The organism is Streptomyces sp. Tu 2975, from assembly GCF_009832925.1.
Taxonomy (GTDB): domain Bacteria; phylum Actinomycetota; class Actinomycetes; order Streptomycetales; family Streptomycetaceae; genus Streptomyces.
Genome location: NZ_CP047140.1, coordinates 1,830,497 through 1,847,506, shown reverse-complemented (window position 1 = coordinate 1,847,506; position 17,010 = coordinate 1,830,497). Strand labels below are relative to the sequence as shown.

Annotated in this window: 18 protein-coding genes and 1 pseudogene; 11 read left to right on the top strand and 8 right to left on the bottom strand. The window is 71.4% G+C overall.

Translation table 11 applies throughout. The annotated features are described in order from the left end of the window. Positions 1 to 10: 10 nt before the first annotated feature. Complete coding sequence (locus tag GLX30_RS08160) at positions 11 to 1,369, top strand: ABC transporter permease subunit (RefSeq protein WP_159685401.1); 1,359 nt, start codon at positions 11 to 13, stop codon at positions 1,367 to 1,369. Then, positions 1,366 to 2,298 (top strand): carbohydrate ABC transporter permease, encoded by a 933-nt coding sequence (locus tag GLX30_RS08155; RefSeq protein ID WP_159685399.1) that lies wholly within the window; start codon positions 1,366 to 1,368, stop codon positions 2,296 to 2,298. The genes GLX30_RS08160 and GLX30_RS08155 overlap by 4 nt, the downstream gene beginning before the upstream one ends. 112 nt (positions 2,299 to 2,410) lie before the next feature. On the opposite strand, the gene GLX30_RS08150 is transcribed toward GLX30_RS08155, so the two are convergent. Beyond that, on the bottom strand, positions 2,411 to 2,875 hold the full coding sequence (locus GLX30_RS08150) for a MarR family transcriptional regulator (protein WP_159685397.1): 465 nt from the start codon (positions 2,873 to 2,875) through the stop codon (positions 2,411 to 2,413). A 104-nt stretch (positions 2,876 to 2,979) separates the two neighbouring features. On the opposite strand from GLX30_RS08150, the gene GLX30_RS08145 reads away from it, so the two are divergent. Together GLX30_RS08145 and GLX30_RS08140 are read left to right on the top strand one after the other, a co-directional pair. Beyond that, positions 2,980 to 3,393, top strand: a complete 414-nt coding sequence (locus GLX30_RS08145) for an organic hydroperoxide resistance protein (protein WP_159685394.1) — start codon at positions 2,980 to 2,982, stop codon at positions 3,391 to 3,393. A gap of 199 nt (positions 3,394 to 3,592) precedes the next feature. Then, a complete protein-coding gene (locus GLX30_RS08140) occupies positions 3,593 to 5,677 on the top strand; it encodes a SpoIIE family protein phosphatase (protein ID WP_159685392.1) in 2,085 nt (694 codons plus the stop codon). A 43-nt stretch (positions 5,678 to 5,720) separates the two neighbouring features. Here the strand turns inward: GLX30_RS08140 and GLX30_RS08135 are convergent, their stop codons facing one another. The 3 genes from GLX30_RS08135 to zapE form a co-directional block, all read right to left on the bottom strand. Beyond that, positions 5,721 to 7,079, bottom strand: a complete 1,359-nt coding sequence (locus GLX30_RS08135) for an alkaline phosphatase PhoX (protein ID WP_159685389.1) — start codon at positions 7,077 to 7,079, stop codon at positions 5,721 to 5,723. A 131-nt stretch (positions 7,080 to 7,210) separates the two neighbouring features. Beyond that, the gene (locus GLX30_RS08130) at positions 7,211 to 7,639 is read right to left on the bottom strand and encodes an OsmC family protein (RefSeq protein WP_159685387.1); all 429 of its coding nucleotides are present in this window, start codon (positions 7,637 to 7,639) and stop codon (positions 7,211 to 7,213) included. A 34-nt stretch (positions 7,640 to 7,673) separates the two neighbouring features. Continuing rightward, entirely contained in the window at positions 7,674 to 8,732 is a 1,059-nt protein-coding gene (gene zapE, locus GLX30_RS08125; RefSeq protein ID WP_159694923.1) for a cell division protein ZapE, read from the bottom strand. Between the two features lie 105 nt (positions 8,733 to 8,837). On the opposite strand from zapE, the gene GLX30_RS08120 reads away from it, so the two are divergent. The 4 genes and pseudogenes from GLX30_RS08120 (at position 8,838) to msrB (ending at position 12,197) form a co-directional block, all read left to right on the top strand. Beyond that, positions 8,838 to 9,677, top strand: coding sequence for a pyrimidine reductase family protein (locus tag GLX30_RS08120; protein ID WP_159685385.1), 840 nt, complete (start codon positions 8,838 to 8,840; stop codon positions 9,675 to 9,677). A gap of 152 nt (positions 9,678 to 9,829) precedes the next feature. Then, a pseudogene (locus GLX30_RS08115) lies at positions 9,830 to 10,299 on the top strand (indole-3-glycerol phosphate synthase). Between the two features lie 82 nt (positions 10,300 to 10,381). Next, a complete protein-coding gene (gene murC, locus GLX30_RS08110; protein ID WP_159685381.1) occupies positions 10,382 to 11,776 on the top strand; it encodes a UDP-N-acetylmuramate--L-alanine ligase in 1,395 nt (464 codons plus the stop codon). Between the two features lie 13 nt (positions 11,777 to 11,789). Then, on the top strand, positions 11,790 to 12,197 hold the full coding sequence (gene msrB, locus GLX30_RS08105) for a peptide-methionine (R)-S-oxide reductase MsrB (RefSeq protein WP_159685378.1): 408 nt from the start codon (positions 11,790 to 11,792) through the stop codon (positions 12,195 to 12,197). Positions 12,198 to 12,257: 60 nt separating this feature from the next. Here msrB and GLX30_RS08100 read toward each other — a convergent pair whose 3' ends face one another. From GLX30_RS08100 to GLX30_RS08090, 3 genes are all read right to left on the bottom strand, one after another. After that, positions 12,258 to 12,755 carry a peptidylprolyl isomerase gene (locus GLX30_RS08100; protein ID WP_159685376.1) on the bottom strand — a complete coding sequence of 166 codons (498 nt, stop codon included), beginning with the start codon at positions 12,753 to 12,755 and terminating at the stop codon, positions 12,258 to 12,260. A gap of 64 nt (positions 12,756 to 12,819) precedes the next feature. Next, entirely contained in the window at positions 12,820 to 13,476 is a 657-nt protein-coding gene (locus GLX30_RS08095) for a response regulator transcription factor (protein WP_159685373.1), read from the bottom strand. Continuing rightward, the gene (locus tag GLX30_RS08090) at positions 13,473 to 14,705 is read right to left on the bottom strand and encodes a sensor histidine kinase (RefSeq protein WP_159685371.1); all 1,233 of its coding nucleotides are present in this window, start codon (positions 14,703 to 14,705) and stop codon (positions 13,473 to 13,475) included. Before GLX30_RS08090 ends, GLX30_RS08095 begins: the two co-directional genes overlap by 4 nt. A gap of 134 nt (positions 14,706 to 14,839) precedes the next feature. On the opposite strand from GLX30_RS08090, the gene GLX30_RS08085 reads away from it, so the two are divergent. From GLX30_RS08085 to GLX30_RS36105, 3 genes are read left to right on the top strand one after another with little or no spacing between them, the layout of a single operon-like run. After that, positions 14,840 to 15,748 carry an ATP-binding cassette domain-containing protein gene (locus tag GLX30_RS08085; RefSeq protein WP_159685368.1) on the top strand — a complete coding sequence of 303 codons (909 nt, stop codon included), beginning with the start codon at positions 14,840 to 14,842 and terminating at the stop codon, positions 15,746 to 15,748. Next, positions 15,745 to 16,110, top strand: coding sequence for a hypothetical protein (locus tag GLX30_RS36110; RefSeq protein ID WP_347879700.1), 366 nt, complete (start codon positions 15,745 to 15,747; stop codon positions 16,108 to 16,110). The genes GLX30_RS08085 and GLX30_RS36110 overlap by 4 nt, the downstream gene beginning before the upstream one ends. After that, positions 16,110 to 16,580: a hypothetical protein gene (locus GLX30_RS36105; protein WP_347879699.1), complete on the top strand. Its 471-nt coding sequence runs from the start codon at positions 16,110 to 16,112 to the stop codon at positions 16,578 to 16,580. Before GLX30_RS36110 ends, GLX30_RS36105 begins: the two co-directional genes overlap by 1 nt. A gap of 80 nt (positions 16,581 to 16,660) precedes the next feature. Here the strand turns inward: GLX30_RS36105 and GLX30_RS08075 are convergent, their stop codons facing one another. Next, positions 16,661 to 16,864, bottom strand: coding sequence for a hypothetical protein (locus tag GLX30_RS08075; protein WP_159685365.1), 204 nt, complete (start codon positions 16,862 to 16,864; stop codon positions 16,661 to 16,663). Positions 16,865 to 17,010: the final 146 nt, after the last annotated feature.

Here is a 17,010-nt window from a genome sequence, read left to right as displayed (position 1 = left end):
GGCAGTCGCCATGGCCGACACACTCAAGGGACGGGCCCCCCGGGCCCGCGCTCCCAAGGCCGGTGCCGCGCTCGACGCGCGGCGCCGGGCCCAGCGCAGAAAACGCCGCCTCGCGGTCCTGTTCGTCCTGCCGGCCGTGCTGCTGCTCGGTGCGCTGGTCGTCTACCCCGTCCTCTTCTCCGTCGGACGGAGCCTGTTCGACGCGAGCGGCGAGCAGTTCGTCGGCGCGGCGAACTACACGGAGATCTTCCAGGACCCCGCCACCCTCAAAGCCATCCGCAACAGCACCATCTGGGTCGTGGTGGCACCGGTCCTGCTGACCGGCCTCGGCCTGATGCTGGCCGTCCTCACCGAGAAGGTCCGCTGGGCGACCGCCTTCAAGCTGGTGCTCTTCCTGCCCATGGCCGTGTCGTTCCTCGCCGCGGGCATCATCTTCCGGCTCGCCTACGAGCAGAACCCGGACCGCGGCGTCCTCAACGCGGTGGTCGTCGCCGCCCACGACGCGTTCGAGGACCCGGCCGCCTACCCGACCGCCCGCGTCCGCGAGCAGTCCGGCCTCACCGGTAAGGCCGGCGGCCCGTACAGCACCGAGGGCACCGTCCGCCCCGGCAGCCCGGTCAGCCTCGGCTTCGTCGGCGTCGCACCCGACGCGGTCCCCGCGGACGCACGGCCCGCCAAGGCGCCGGCCGGCGGGGACGGGGTCGGCGGCGTCGCCTACCTCGACTTCGTACCGGGCGGCGGTGGCACGCAGGGCAAGGTCGATCCGGCGGAGAAGGGCCTGCCCGGCATGACCGTCGAAGCCGTCCACGACGGCAAGGTCGCCGCCACGGCCACGACCGCCGCCGACGGGTCCTTCCGCTTCGACGGCCTGGCCGACGGCGAGTACACCGTCCGGCTGCCCGCCTCGAACTTCGCCGCCCCCTACCAGGGCGTCAACTGGCTCGGCCCCGCGCTCGTCACCCCGGCCATCATCGGCGCCTACCTGTGGGTGTGGACCGGCTTCGCGATGGTGCTCATCGGCGCCGGGCTCGCCGCCATCCCGCGCGACGCGCTGGAGGCGGCCCGGATGGACGGCGCCACCGAAGGCCAGATCTTCCGAAGGATCACCGTGCCGCTGCTGGCGCCCGTGCTCACGGTCGTCTTCGTGACGCTGGTCATCAACGTGATGAAGGTCTTCGACCTCGTCTACATCATCGCGCCCGGACCGGTCCAGGAAGAGGCCAATGTGCTGGCCACCCGGATGTGGCTGGTGTCCTTCGGCGGCGGCAACGACCAGGGGCTCGGCAGCGCCCTGAGCGTCCTGCTGCTCCTGCTGGTCGTACCGGCCATGATCTTCAACGTCCGGCGCTTCAGAAGGAGCCGATCATGAGCGCCCGCACCACCGTCGAGCGCCCGCCCGCGGAGCGGGCCGCCGCGGCCCGGCCCGTCCGGCCCTCCCCGCCCGGACGCCCCCGACGCCGGGGCCGGCTCGCGAAATGGCTGGGCAGCGGAGCCGTCCAGGCCGTACTGATCGTCGTCGCACTCATCTGGATCACCCCGCTGGCGGGACTGTTCCTCTCCTCCATGCGGTCGGAACGTGACAACGCGTCCGACGGCTGGTGGACGGCGCTCACCGACCCCTCGCAGCTGTCCCTCGACAACTACACCGCGCTCTTCGAGGACTCCGGCATCGCCGCGGCCTTCTGGAACACCGTCCTGATCTCGGTCCCCGCCACCCTGCTGGTCGTCGGCATCGCGGCGCTCGCCGGATACGCCTTCGCCTGGCTGGACTTCCCCGGCCGGGACGCGGTCTTCCTCGTGGTCGTCGGCCTGCTGGTGGTACCCGTGCAGATCGGTCTGCTGCCGGTGGCCAAACTGTTCGGCGCGGTCGGGCTGTTCGGCACGGTCGCGGGCGTCATCCTCTTCCACGTCGCCTACGGGCTTCCGTTCGCCATCTTCCTGCTGCGCAACTATTTCGCGGAGATCCCGCGGGAGATGCTGGAGGCGGCGCGGATGGACGGCGGCGGGGAGTGGCGGATCTTCTCCCGCCTGGTCCTGCCGCTGGGCCGCCCGGCCATCGCGAGCCTGGCGATCTTCCAGTTCCTCTGGGTCTGGAACGACATGCTCGTCGCGCTGCTCTTCGCGGACAGCGAGTCGCAGCCGCTGACGGTGGCGCTGCAGTCCCAGATGCGGCAGTTCGGCAGCAACATCGGCGTGCTGGCGCCGGGGGCGTTCCTGTCGCTGGTGGTGCCGCTGGTCGTCTTCTTCGCGTTCCAGAGGCACTTTGTGCAGGGGGTCATGGCGGGTTCGGTGAAGTAGAAGGCGGAGACCCCTACCGCGCTGCGCGGGGTGTCCTCGAACGCCGGACGGGCCGAAGTTGCCGGGCAACTTCGGCCCGTCCGGCGTTCGAGATGCCGGTCACGCGTGCCGGTCACGCGCCCGCCGCGTCCAGCGTTCGTGTCAGTTCGTCCAGCTCCTCGCGCAACGCGCGGATCCGTGCCGGCGTCAGTCCCGTCGCCTCCGCGATCCGCCGCGGCATGCCGAGCGCCTTCTCGCGCAGCGCACGGCCCGCCTCCGTCGGCCGGGCCGTCACCGAGCGTTCGTCCTCCGTGCTGCGCCGGCGTTCCACGTAGCCCGTTGATTCGAGGCGCTTCAGCAGGGGTGACAGCGTGCCGGAGTCCAGGCGCAGGTGTTCGCCGATCTCCTTGACGGGCAGTTCGCCGTGTTCCCAGAGGACGAGCATCACCAGGTACTGCGGGTAGGTGAGGCCGAGGTCCTTCAGGACGGTGCGGTAGACGCCGTTGAACGCCCGGGACGCGGCATGCAGCGAGAAGCAGATCTGGTGTTCGAGGCGGAGGAAGTCCTCGTCCGGGACGTCCGCCAGTGTCTTCTCCATGCCCCCACTCTACCAAGCCGCGACCAATTAAGTTGTGCTCAATTTAATTGTGTGCTTTGATTCGGGTCATCGGTTCCCGACCACGACGAAGAGGGATGCACCCCATGGACGCCATCTACACCGCTGTCGCCACCGCCAACGGCCGCGAGGGCCGTGCCGTCAGCTCCGACGGCCAGATCGACCTCCCGCTCGCCTTCCCCGCGGCCCTCGGCGGCAACGGCCAGGGCACCAACCCCGAGCAGCTCTTCGCCGCCGGGTACGCCGCCTGCTTCGCCAGCGCGATGGGTGCCATAGGCCGCCAGGAGAAGATCGACGTCAAGGACGCCTCCGTGACCGCGGAGGTCAGCATCGGCAAGGACACCGACGGCGGTTTCGGTCTGTCCGTGATCATGCGGGTCGAGCTTCCCGACCACCTTCAGGGCGAGGTCGGCCAGGAGTTGCTGAAGAAGACCCACGCCTACTGCCCCTACTCGAAGGCGACCCGCGGAAACCTGCCGGTCGAGATCGTCGTCGAGTGATCGCAGGTCATCACGGCCGGTAGCCCTGCGTGATCGCCGCCTGGCGCGCCGGCGGCGCCGTGACCACCCCCGCGGCCACGGCGCATGCTGGGGGGCAGGGCAAAAGGTGCTCGGCCCGGTGAATGCGTCTAGCTTGGCGTGGACCGGACCCGCAGAGCAGGCCGCGCTGTCGTGAGCAGCGTCCGAAGGTGGTGAAACCGTGTCGGATGCCGACGTCCCGCGCCACGCCGCACCCGCGGAGGACACCCTTGCCGCGGCCCTTCTGGAGGTGCTGTTCGCCAGATCGGCGGGTGCCCTCCATGTGCTCGACGACCAGCTGACCGTGGTCCGGGCCGACGGCCCGGACGCGGCGGCGGACGTGGCGGGCGCCTTCCTTGGCCGGCCGTTCACCGAGGTCTACCGGCTCGACGAGCCGCACGTGGTGGAGAGCCTGCTCCGGGAAGTGCTGATCAGCGGCAGGCCGGCGACGGAGCAGGTGTTCCGCGGGCGCCGCGTCGACGAGGAGGGCCCCGCGCGCAGCTTCCTCATGGAGGCCCACCGCCTCGACGACTCCCGCGGGCGTCCACTCGGGCGGGTGCTGGCCTGCATGTCCGATGTCACCCAGCGTGAGAAGGCACGCAAGCGCAAGGCCGCCCTCGCCGCGGTGCGGGAGGCCGTGGGCCGGACGCTGGACGTGACGGCGACGGCGGAGGCGTTCGCGGGCGCCGTCGTACCGGCGTACGCCGACATCGCCGTGGTCGACGTGCTGGACGACGTACTGCGCGGCACCGTCCCCCTCGCCGGTCCGCCGGAGCGGGACGTGCCGCTGCGACGGGCCGCCTTCCGCAGTTGCGACGAGGCCGCGGTGCCGGCGCGGCCCGTGGGCGACGTACGGGGCCTGGCCGACCTCACGCCGTACGGCAGGGTGCTCGCCGACTTCCAGCCGCGGCTCGTCGCCCTGGACCGGGACGCGCCCTGGCTGAGGGCGGACCCCGGCCTGGCCCGGGCGATCCGCGCGTCCCGCGCCCGTTCCATGATCGTGGCGCCTCTGTCGGTGCGCGGCGCCCCGCTCGGGCTGGTCACCCTCTACCGCTGCGACGACGCCGAGCCGTTCGAGGAGGCGGACCGGGCACTGGTGCTCAGCCTTGCCGCCCACACCGCGCTCAGCATCGACAACGCCCGCAGGTACGAGTACGACCACACCGTCGCCTCCACCGTCCAACGCCGCCTGCTGCCGCCGAGGACCACCGCGGGACCGGCCGTCGAGACCGCGCACCTGTACCTGTCCGGGCACAGGAGCGGCTGCTGGTTCGACACGATCGGCCTGTCCGGGGCCCGGACCGCGATGGCCGTGGGCAACGTCAGCGGGGAGGGCATCGAGGCCGCAGCGGCGATGGGCCAGTTGCGTATGGTCATCAACGCGCTCGCCGCCCTGGACCTCGAGCCCGACGAGCTGCTGGCCAGGCTCAACGACACCGCCAACCGGCTGGCCAGGGAACGCGCGGCGCTGCCGCCCGGGGACCCGTTGCACCGGCAGCCGTTGACGGCCACCTGCACCTACGCCGTGTACGACCCGTTCACCCGCGTCTGCACCGTCGCACGCGCCGGACACCCGGCGCCGCTCGTCGTCCGTCCGGACGGCAGTGCCTCGACACCCGACGTGGCCGAGGGGCCGCAACTCGGCTCCTTCGACACCGCGCCGTGCCCGGTCACCACCGTCACTCTCGAAGCGGGCAGCCTGCTCGCCTTCTTCACCGGCGGGCTCGATCACGACGGGACCCTCGCGAGGTCCGCCAGGAAGGCCCTCGCCCATCCGGACCACGACCTCGCGGAACTCTGCGACGCCGTCGCCTACACCCTGCCGGCGGACGCGGACCCCGAAGGGGTGGCACTGCTCCTCGCGCGTACGGGCAGTGTCGTCGCCGACCATGTGGCCGAGCTGGAACTGGCGCACGAGCCGACGGCACCCGCCCTCGCGAGGACCTTCGCCCGTGATTTCCTCGGCGCCTGGGGCGTCGACGACGAGACGACCTTCGGCACCGAGCTGATCGTCAGCGAACTCGTGACCAACGCCGTGCGCTACGGCACGCCGCCGCTGCGCCTGCGGATCATCCGCGGCGACACGCTCACCTGCGAGGTGCACGACGCCAGTTCGGTCTCCCCGCACCTGCGTCACGCCCGCACGGTCGACGAGGGCGGGCGGGGGCTGTACATCGTTTCGGAACTCGCCGGGAACTGGGGCACCCGCTACGCCGGCGGCGGCAAGGTCCTGTGGACCGAACAGTCCTTGCCGCCACCGGACTGACCACGGCGGCCTCAGCCCCGCTCAGGGCCGGGGAACGGGCCGCTCAGGACCACGGTCCGGTGACCGCCAACGTCGTGCCGGGCGTGTAGCAGTTCACATACATCGTCTCCCCGTCCGGTGAGAACGCGACGCCGGCGAACTCGCCGTATTCGGGGTCCTCCGGCGTTCCGATGTTCTGCGCGTTCCTGGCCGCCGGGTAGACCTTGCCGCGTCGGGTGACGCCGTACACGTGCTGTTCGCCGCCGCCGTCCTCGCACACCATCAGGCCGCCGCTGGGCGCCAGGCAGATGTTGTCGGGGGACTCGCCGGGCAGTTGCACGTCCGTGTCGGGGCCGAAGACGATGACCAGGGTGAGGCGCCGCCGGTGCGGTTCGTACTTCCACACCTGGCCGAAGTGGTCTCCGGCGGACCCCTCCGAGCTGCGGGCGTAGCTGGACACGAAGTACACCGACCTCCCGCCCCAGTAGCAGCCCTCCAGCTTCTGCGCGTGGGTGATGCCCTTGGGCCCGAAGTCCTGGAGCCTGATGGGCGTTTCCTTCGCCTGGCTGTCCGGCACGGGCACCCATTCGACCCCGTCGAACGAGGCGCCGGTCTCCTGGATCTGCGACAGGTCCGGCACGCCGGGCACGCGCATCGCCTCGAGCGCGCCGCCCGCGCGGAGCGAACCGGTGCCGCCCAGCGGCTTGTTCGGCAGGAAACGGTAGAAGAGGCCGAAGGGGCGCTGGAAGGCGTCCTCCGTCTCGTACACGATCCCGGTCCGCGGGTCGACGGCGATCGCCTCGTGCTGGAAGCGGCCCATCGCGGTGAGCGGCACGGCGCCGGTGCGGTGCGGATCGGCGCCGTCGACCTCGAAGATGAAGCCGTGGTCCTTGGTGTAGCCGTTGGTGCCGGCCCGGTCCTCGTTCTCCTCGCAGGTCAGCCAGGTGTTCCACGGGGTGGGTCCGCCCGCGCAGTTGACGGCGGTGCCGGCGATGGCGACCCGCTCGGAGCGGACGTCGCCCCGGCTGTCCAGTTCGAGCACGGTGCAGCCGCCCTTGGCGGCCGGGTCGTAGGTCAGGCCCGCGACGGTGGGCACGCCGATCTTGCCGGTGTGCCGGTTCTCGTGGTTGCGGACGAGGTGGATCCGTCCACGGCGGCCGGCGAACGCGGCCATGCCGTCGTGGTTGCCGGGGACGCGTCCCTCGCCGGAGAGCAGTGGTTCGCCCTCACGGGACAGGACCTTGTAGCGGAAGCCTCTGGGCAGATCGAGCAGACCGTCGGGGTCGGGCACGAGCGGGCCGTATCCGTCGTGTCCACGAGCGGCCGCGGTGCCGGCGAAGAGCTCGGAGAACGCACCGCTGAAGAGGATCCCGGCGCCGACCGCACCGGTTCCGGCCAGGACTTGACGTCGTGTTGCAGACATGAGGCAACTCCCTGTTGGGGGCACCCCCATGCCGAAGGCGATGGGGGAGGACAGGTGACCCGCACGTGTGTATCACGCAGAAAACCCGACATGTAACCGTGCGGGCCCCTGTGCCTCGAGGTGTCGGTGTGTTAGACGAGCGACGCCGAGAGGGTGATCGTCGTGCCGGTCAGGGCCTGGCTGACCGGGCAGTTCGCCTTGGCGTCCTCGGCGGCCTTGACGAAGGCGGCCTCGTCGAGGCCGGGAACCTGGCCCTCGACGGTGAGGTGGATGCCGGTGATGCCCTCACCCGGCTGGAAGGTCACCTCGGCCTTGGTCTCCAGGCGGGTCGGCGGGTTGCCGGCGCCGGCGAGGGCGTGCGAGAAGGCCATGTTGAAGCAGCTGGAGTGCGCGGCCGCGATCAGTTCCTCCGGGCTGGTCCTGCCGCTCTCGGCGGGCTCGGTCCGGGCTGCCCAGCTGACGGGGTACTCGCCGATGCCGGACGAGTCGAGGGTGACGACACCCTTGCCCTCGAGGAGACTGCCTTCCCAGACGTTGTGAGCCTGACGCGTGGTGGCCATGATGGTTCCCTTCAGATCGGGTTACGGCCCCAACCTACTGCGCCACCAAGGGCTTCGCGTCGCGTGCCAGCGCGGTGAGCCGGGAGATCGCCCGGAAGTACTTCTTCCGGTAGCCGCCGTTCAGCATCTCGTCACTGAAGAGCTTGTCGAACGGCATGCCGGAGGCGAGTACCGGCACCTCCCGGTCGTAGAGCCGGTCGGCGAGCACGACCAGCCGCAGTGCGGTCGACTGGTCGGGCACGGGCCGGACGTCGGTGAGGCACACGGCCCGCAGCCCGTGGGTCAGCGCTCCGTAGCGGCTGGGGTGCACCTTCGCGAGATGCTCCAGCAGATTCGGGAAGTCGTCGAGTGACGCGTCCTTCGTGGCGTACGCGGCCTTGGTGACCTGCTCGTCCGAGTACGGGGGAGGGGCCTCGGGAAGCCCGCGGTGACGGTAGTCCTCGCCGTCGATCCGCAGCGGGCGGAAGTGCGCGGACAGGCCCTGGATCTCCCGCAGGAAGTCGGCTGCCGCGAAGCGTCCCTCGCCGAGCTTGCCCGGCAGTGTGTTGGAGGTCGCCGCCAGCGCCACGCCGGCGTCGACCAGCCTGCCGAGCAGCGTGGAGACGAGGACGGTGTCGCCCGGGTCGTCCAGTTCGAATTCGTCGATGCACAGCAGCCGGTGCCCGCTCAGGGTCTGCACGGTCTGCTGGAAGCCGAGCGCCCCGACGAGGTTGGTCAGCTCGACGAACGTGCCGAACGCCTTGAGCGAGGCATCCGCCGGGGTGGCGTGCCACAGGGACGCGAGCAGGTGCGTCTTGCCGACGCCGTACCCGCCGTCGAGGTAGACACCGCGGGGGCCGGCCGGGGCCGCCGCCGCCTTCCTGGCGAACCAGCGCCGCTTCCCGCCGCCGGCGGGGCGCGCCGTGCCGAGGCCCGCGGCGAAGTCGCTCAGCACCCTGACCGCCTCGGTCTGGCTGGGCTGGTTCGGGTCGGGCACGTACGTCTCGAAGCGGACCGAGTCGAAGCGCGGCGGCGGCACCATCTCGGCGACCAGGCGGTCGGCCGGGACATGCGGCTCACGGGCGCACAGCGACAGGGGAACGGCTTCGGTCATCGGGCTGGTCGGCACAGTAACCAACTCTAAGGGCCCGCTCCGCGGATCTCGGCCGGGGCCCCGGCCGCCCCGGCCGGGCCGGGTCCGCGTGCCAGACTGCACCGTATGCGACGCCTGTTCCCTGTGACCGACCAGACAACCGCAGCCGGCGACCGGGAGTGGTCGCTGGACGACCTCGCCGACGCCTACGCGTACCCCGAGCGGGGCCTCGCCGCGGGCGGCGAGGGGGACACCCACGGCAGCCCCGGACCGGGAGCGGCCGAGGCGCGGAGCGCCGGCGCCGGCGTGTGGCTGCGCGCGAACATGGTCTCCTCCCTCGACGGCGCGGCCCAGCACGACGGCCGCTCGCAGCCGATCTCCTCCGACGCCGACATGCGGATCTTCGGAACCCTGCGGGGTCTGGCCGACGCCGTGGTGGTGGGCGCGGAGACGGTGCGCACGGAGGGCTACCGGCCCGCCCGCGCCCGTGACGCCTTCGCCGCGCGCAGGGCCGCCGCGGGTCAGGGCCCCGCTCCGGCGATCGCCGTGGTCAGCGCCTCGCTGAATCTCGACTTCTCGCTGCCGCTGTTCACCGAGCCGCTGGTGCCGACGCTGCTGCTGACCGGAGCGGCGGCCTCCCCGGAGCGCGTCCGGGCGGCGGAGCGGGCCGGAGCGGAGGTCGTCGTCGCGGGTGACGGGCCGGGCGTGGAACCGGCCAGGGCGGTGCACGCGCTCGCGGAGCGCGGGCTCGTGCGGCTGCTGACGGAGGGCGGCCCGAGGATGCTGGGTCAGTTCGCCGCAGCCGGGGTACTGGATGAGCTGTGCCTGACGGTGTCGCCGACGATGACGGTGGGGGACGCCCAGCGCATCGCCGGGGGACCGGTGCTGCCGGATCCCACGCGGTTCGCACTGGATTCCGTACTGGAGGAGGCGGGCTTCCTGTTCACTCGGTACCGGCGGCTGTGAGCCGGTGCCGTCCGAGGTGGCTCGGAAGGCGACTTCGGGCAATTAGCGGAATCTGCCGTTCCACTTAGCCCCCGGCGGGCACACTTGATTGCGCACCCCGTGCGGGCACGGGGAAGGACGGTTTCCGCAGTTTCCGCAGAAGGGCTCCTGAGGTGTTCACAAGCGTATTGATGATCGAGAAGCCCCTGACTTCGGAGGACGTGGAATTCGTCACCACGCTGCACGGAGAGGAAGGCGCCTCGTTCATCGTGCTGATGCAGCCGCGTGGTGATCAGGCCGACGTCCTGCTGCGCGCCATCGACGACGTGGCGGTCGGCGACCTGAAGGACGCGGTACGGGAGGGGAGGAGCCCGAGGGCGCGGAGGCCAAGGCGCCCGCGCAGCGTGCACTGGAACACTCGGTCGCCGCCCTGCGCGCGGCCGGCTGCGAGGCGGTCGGCCACCTGGTGGAGGACCACCCGTTGGACAAGCTGAAGTCGGTGGTCGAAGAGGCGGACGCCGACGAGGTGATCGTTCTGACCGAGCCGCACTACGTGGAGGAGTTCTTCCACCGCGACTGGGCGTCCAGAGCCCGGCACAAGGTTGGCGTGCCGGTGCTCAAGCTCTTCGCGCACAGCGAGTGAGCAGCGAGCGGGTCCGGAGCGGAGGCCGCAGGCAATAGGGTGGGCAGCCGCACGTAGTCGTACATCTTGGGGAGAGAAGACCATGGCACCCGCCGTCCCTGGCGCGATGGAACGCCCGCACTTCATCGGCATCGGCGGAGCCGGCATGTCGGGCATCGCCAAGATCCTCGCCCGGCGCGGCGCGAAGGTCGCCGGCAGCGACGCCAAGGAGTCGGCGACCGCCGAGGCCCTGCGCGCCCTCGGTGTCACCGTGCACATCGGGCACGCGGCGGAGCACCTCGCCGACGACGCCACCAGCGTCGTCGTCTCCAGCGCCATCCGCTCCGACAACCCGGAGCTGGTGCGCGCTGCCGAGCTGTCCGTGCCGGTCGTGCACCGCTCCGACGCGCTCGCCTCCCTGATGACCGGCCTGCGCTCGATCGCCGTCGCGGGCACCCACGGCAAGACGACCACCACCTCGATGCTCGCCGTCGCCCTCACCGAGCTGGGTCTCGACCCCTCGTACGCGATCGGCGGCGACCTCGCCGGGCCCGGGACCAACGCGCGGCACGGCGACGGCGACATCTTCGTGGCGGAGGCGGACGAGAGCGACCGCAGCTTCCAGAAGTACGACCCCGAGGTCGCGATCGTCCTCAACGTGGAGCTGGACCACCACGCCAACTACGCCTCGATGGACGAGATCTACGAATCCTTCGAGACCTTCGCCGGCAAGATCGTCTCCGGCGGCACGCTGGTGATCTCCGCCGACCAGGCCGGCGCGGTCGAACTCACGGCCAAGGTCCGTGACCGCTCATCGGTGAAGATCGTCACCTACGGCGAGTCGGAGACCGCGGACGTCCGCGTCCACAAGATCACCCCGCGCGGGCTGACCAGCGAGGTCACCGTCCTGCTCGACGGCCGCCTGCTCACCTTCACGGTCTCCGTCCCCGGCCGCCACTACGCGCTCAACGCCGTGGCCGCGCTCGCCGCCGGTGTCGCCCTCGGCATCCCGGCGCACAACCTGGCCTCCGCGATCGGCGCGTACACCGGCGTCAAGCGCCGCCTGCAGCTGAAGGGCGAGGCGGCGGGCGTCCAGGTCGTCGACTCGTACGCGCACCACCCGACGGAGATGACCGCGGACCTCGAGGCCATGCGCGGCGCGGCCGCCGGATCCCGGCTGCTGGTCGTCTTCCAGCCCCACCTGTTCTCGCGCACGCAGGAACTGGGCACCGAGATGGGACAGGCGCTGGCCCTCGCGGACGCCTCCGTCGTCCTCGACATCTATCCGGCCCGTGAGGACCCGATCCCCGGCATCACCAGCGAGCTGATCACCGACGCGGCGCGCGCCGCCGGCGCGGAGGTCACGGCCGTCGGTGACAAGGCCGCCGTCCCCGAGGTGATCGCGGGAATGGCGAAGCCCGGTGATCTCGTTCTCACCATGGGCGCGGGCGACGTCACGGACCTGGGTCCGGACATCCTGGCCCGCCTGTCGAGCTGAGGAGGCGCGTTTCATGGCGTACGACGTCGAGAAGCCGGACGAGCAGTGGCGTGCGGAACTGACCCCGGGCGAGTACGCGGTGCTGCGCCAGGCAGGGACCGAGCCCGCCTTCGTCGGTGAGTACACGGACACCAGGACGGCCGGCGTCTACTCGTGCCGGGCGTGCGGTGCGGAGCTGTTCCGCTCCGACACCAAGTTCGAGTCCCACTGCGGCTGGCCGTCCTTCTACGACCCGAAGGACACGGACGCGGTCGAGCTGGTACCCGACACCTCCCACGGCATGGTCCGCACCGAGGTGCGGTGCGCGCGCTGCGGATCGCACCTGGGCCACGTCTTCGAGGGCGAGGGCTACCCGACCCCGACCGACCAGCGGTACTGCATCAACTCGATCTCACTGCGTCTGGAGCCGGACGAGTCGTGAGGTGAACGGCACAGGGCCCGTCGGCACGCGCCGACGGGCCCTGTGGCGTAGGTGAAGGGGTCAGCCCTCGACGACACCCGACTTGGCGATGGTGATCTTGGCCGAGGGGGTGCCGGAGCGCGAACCCAGGCCCTCGATCTTCTTCACGACGTCCATGCCCTCGACGACCTCGCCGAAGACGACGTGCTTGTTGTCGAGCCAGTCGGTGACGATGGTCGTGATGAAGAACTGCGAGCCGTTGCTGTTCGGTCCCGCGTTGGCCATGGAGAGCTGGCCGGGCTTGGTGTGCTTGAGCTGGAAGTTCTCGTCGGCGAACTTCTCGCCGTAGATGCTGCGGCCACCCGTGCCGTTGCCGGCGGTGAAGTCGCCGCCCTGGAGCATGAAGTCGGGGATGACGCGGTGGAAGGAGGAGCCCTCGTAGCCGTAGCCGTGCTCGCCCGTGGCGAGCTCACGGAAGTTCTTGGCGGTCCGAGGGACCACGTCGTCGAAGAGTTCGAAGACGATCCGGCCCGCGGGCTCGCCGTTGATGGTGATGTCGAAGAAAACGTTGTTGGCCATTATTTCATCCTGGCATCCGGGGCCACCCTGATGCACATCCGCCCCTCCCATCGGCGGCCCGAGCTCATCCGGACGCCGACACCAGACCCGTCTCGTACGCGATGATGACCAGCCGCACCCGGTCCCTGGCGTCGAGCTTGGAAAGCAGCCGGGTCACGTACGTCTTGGCGGTGGCGACGCTGATGAACAGGGTCTCGGCTATCTCCGTGTTCGACAGCCCGCTCCCCACCAGCGTCAGCACCTCCCGTTCGCGGTCGGTGATGCCGGTGAGCTCCCGCTTCTGTCCGGTGCTTGCGGGGCGCCCGGCGAACTCGCGGATCAGCCGGCGGGTCACGGCGGGAGCGATGAGACCGTCGCCCCCGGCCACCACCCGCAGCGCCGCGAGGATGTCGTCCAGAGCCATGTCCTTGACCAGGAAACCGGCCGCCCCGGCGCGCAGCGCGCCGTACACGCAATCGTCGTCGTCGAACGTCGTCAGGACGATCACATGCGTCCCCTCGAGCCGTTCGACGATCCGACGCGTCGCCTCGATGCCGTCCGTGCCGGGCATCCGGATGTCCATGACGACCACGTCGGGGCGCAGCTCCGCGGCCAGCGCGACGGCCTCCGCGCCTTCACGGGCCTCGCCGACCACCTCCATCCCCTCGGCCTCTGTGATCACCATCCGCAGCGCCGCCCGGACCAGGGGCTGGTCGTCGGCGAGTACGACCCTGATGTTCATCGGACACCTGCCGGCACGGGCAGCCGGGCGGTGACCTTGAACCCGCCGCCGGGGCACGGGCCGGCGGAGAAGTCGCCGTGCAGCAGGCCCACCCGTTCCCGCATCCCGACGAGTCCGTACCCGGTGTCCGCCGTCGCGCCGTGGCCCCGGCCGTCGTCGACGACCTCGATCGACAGCTCGTCCTCCCGCTGCTCGACGGTCACCCGGCAGGAACGGGTGCCCGCATGGCGCACCACGTTCGTCACCGACTCCTGGACGATGCGGTACGCCGAGAGGTCGACCTCCGGCGGCAGGGGCCGCTGACCGCCCACCCTGCGCACCTCGACCCGGACGCCCGCCGCTGTCGTGGCGGCCGCCAGCCCCTCCAGGTCCGCGAGTCCCGGCGTCCCGGCCGGCCCGTCCCGACGGCCGCCGTCGACGAGTTCCGCTTCCCGGAGCGCGCCGAGCATCCGCCGCAGCCCCGCCAGCGTCTCGCGGCTGGTGGTCTCCACCTCGCCCAGCGCCTCCTCGGCCCGCTCGGGCCGGCTGTCGATGACGCGCCGGGCCGCGCCCGCCTGGAGGGCGATGATGCCGATGCTGTGCGCGACCATGTCGTGCAACTCCCGTGCGATGCGCAGCCGTTCGTCGGTGACGGCTTGGGCCGTGCTGCGCTCGCGCAGCTGCTCCGCGTGGGCCCGGGACTCGTGCGCGGACGTGCCCATGAGCCAGGCGACGACAGCCGTCAGGGCCACCGCCAGCTCGGCGGAGGTGCCCGTGTTCCAGCCGCTCAGCCACCGCGTGGCCAGAAAACCGGCCAGCACTGCGAGCGCCATGGTGACGGCGATACGGCTGGTCCGGCGCGACCGGGCGGCAGCGACGAAGTACAACGCGACGTCGACGGCCAGGAACTGCGCCAGCGGGATCTCGCCCACGCTCAGCGGAATCGTCCCCAGCACCGCCGCGGCCAGCAGCCGGCCGACCGCGGCGAGTGGCCGGCGGCTCAGCAGACGGCTGCCGTCCAGTGCCAGGGCAGTCGCCAGCGCGAGGAAGGTCAGGCCGTCCCAGCGGTAGAAGACCACTCCGGCCAGTACCAGGGGCTCCTCCTCGCCGGGCAGCCGGAGCCGGACGAGGAACGTGAAGACGAGGCCCGCGCACCAGGCAAGTGCCGTCCAGACGCCGGACGGCGCGTTCCACCACGGCTTCGGGGGCCAAGTGCCCTCGGACAAGGGGGAACGCGGTGTCGCGGACATGTCGTGATCGTAGACGGAAGCCCACAGGCCGGGCATCGGACCGCGGGTGTACGACCACGGTCGACGCGGCGCCTCCGCGAATGCCCGCCCCGGTCGGATGCCGGACACGGCCCGGCCGGGGGAGCGTTGGCCGCATGATCGAGGTCAACGAACTGACGAAGCGTTACGGCGGGACAACGGCCGTGAAGGACCTGACGTTCACCGTGCGTCCGGGCCGGGTCACCGGGTTCCTCGGCCCCAACGGCTCCGGCAAGAGCACCACGTTGCGGATGGTGCTGGGCCTGCACGCCCCCACCACCGGCACGGTCACCGTCGACGGCCGGCCCTTCCGGGACAGGCAGCGAGGACTGCGGCACGTGGGGGCCATGCTCGACGCCGGCCAGGTGCACGGCGGGCGCAGCGCGGCCGCCCATCTGACGGCGCTCGCCCGGTCCAACCGCATCCCGCGCGCACGGGTCGGAGCGGTCCTGGAACAGGTCGGACTCGCCGGCGCCGCGCGGCGGCGGATCGGCGGCTACTCCCTCGGGATGCGGCAACGGCTCGGGATCGCCGGAGCGTTGCTCGGCGATCCGCCGGTGCTGCTCTTCGACGAGCCGCTCAACGGGCTCGACCCGGAAGGCGTGAAGTGGGTGCGCGGGCTCTTCCGGGAACTCGCCGCAGAGGGACGCACGGTGTTCGTCTCCAGCCACCTGATGTCCGAGATGGAGCACACCGCCGACGAACTGGTCGTCATCGGCCGGGGCGAACTCATCGCCGCCGAGAGCCTCACCGACTTCGCCGCACGGGGGAGCGGCGCCGGCGTCACCGTGCGCGCCCCGGACGGCGACCGGCTGGCAGCCCTGCTCACCGGCGAGGGAGCGACCGTCCGCGTGGACGGCGACGTGCTGACCGTCACCGGGGTGCCGGCGGCACGCGTCGGCGAACTCGCCCTCGACCACCGGATCCTGCTGCACGAGATCACCACCCGCAGCGCGTCACTGGAGGATGCCTTCATGGAACTCACCGCCGACAGCGTCGAGTACGCGGCAGGAGAGACCCGATGACCACCGCCCTCGCACCGCACAGGGCGGAACCCGGCCCCCGCTTCCTCGATCTCGCCGCCGCCGAATGGCTCAAACTGTGGTCGCTGCGCTCCACCGGCTGGAGCCTGCTGGTCGCCGCGTCGGCGGTCCTCGCGTTCAACTTGGGCAAGGCGTGGGACAACGTCCGGTACTGGCCGGACGAGCCGGGGTACGCGGAGAAGTTCGTCGCCGACGGCATTCCGCTGATGCACGCCTTCACCACCGACGCCTGCACCGTGATGATGCTCGCGGCCGGCGCGTTCGGCGCGCTCACCGTCACCGGCGAGTACAGCACCGGGCTCATCCGCACCACGTTCGCGGCCGTCCCGCCCGCCGGTCGGTGATGGCGGCCAAGATCTGTGTCGTAGCGGCGGTCATGACCGTCTTCGGCGCGGTGGTCGCCGCGGTGTCGTTCGCCGCCACCCAGGCCATCCTGTCCACCGAGGACGCCGGCGTGTCCCTCGACCACCCGGGCGCACCGCGCCTGGTCGTCGCCTCGGCGCTGCTCGCCCCGGTGGCCGCACTCGTCGGCGCCGCGCTCGGCACACTGATCCGGCACGGCGCGGGAGCGGTCGTGGGCAGCGTCCTGATCCTGCTGCTGCTTCCCCTGGTCCTCGGCGAGGACCGCCACTGGTCGGCCGTCCTCGCCCACGCCATGCCCTACGTGGCCTGGATGCGCCTCGGCGACAGCCCGTACGACCCGGGCGCGGTCCCCTACCCCTGGACGACCGGCGGGGCGTGGACGGTGTACGCGCTCTGGGCACTGGCGGCGGCCGCGGTGGCGGTGACGACGGTGCACCGCCGCGACCAGTGAGCCGTGCGGCCGTGACCGCAACCGTGTGCGGCCTCCCGCCGTCGGCACGCCGTGCGCCCGTGAGAAGCCCGCCGGCGTGCCTACGCCGGCGGGACGGGCGGCTCCCGGGGGACCACCGGCTTGTTCACACAGTCGAAGGCGTCCGCCACCACCTTGGCGGAGTGCAGCAGATGAGTGAGATGCACCCGGGCGTCGGTGTCACCGGTGAGCGTGTCCGTCATCAGCCCCTCGATCGGGACCTCGCTCTCCTGCTGAGCGGGTGTACCGGCGACCTTGCACCGCACGTACACGCGGTAGCGCGTCGCTCCGTCGGCGTCCTTCCCATGGACCAGCCTGACGTCGGAGTTGACCGTTCACGTAGGTCCCACAACCGGCCCGGCCGGTGTGATGTCCGGCCCCCGGCGGTGGCTGTCGCGAGATCACGCCGGCG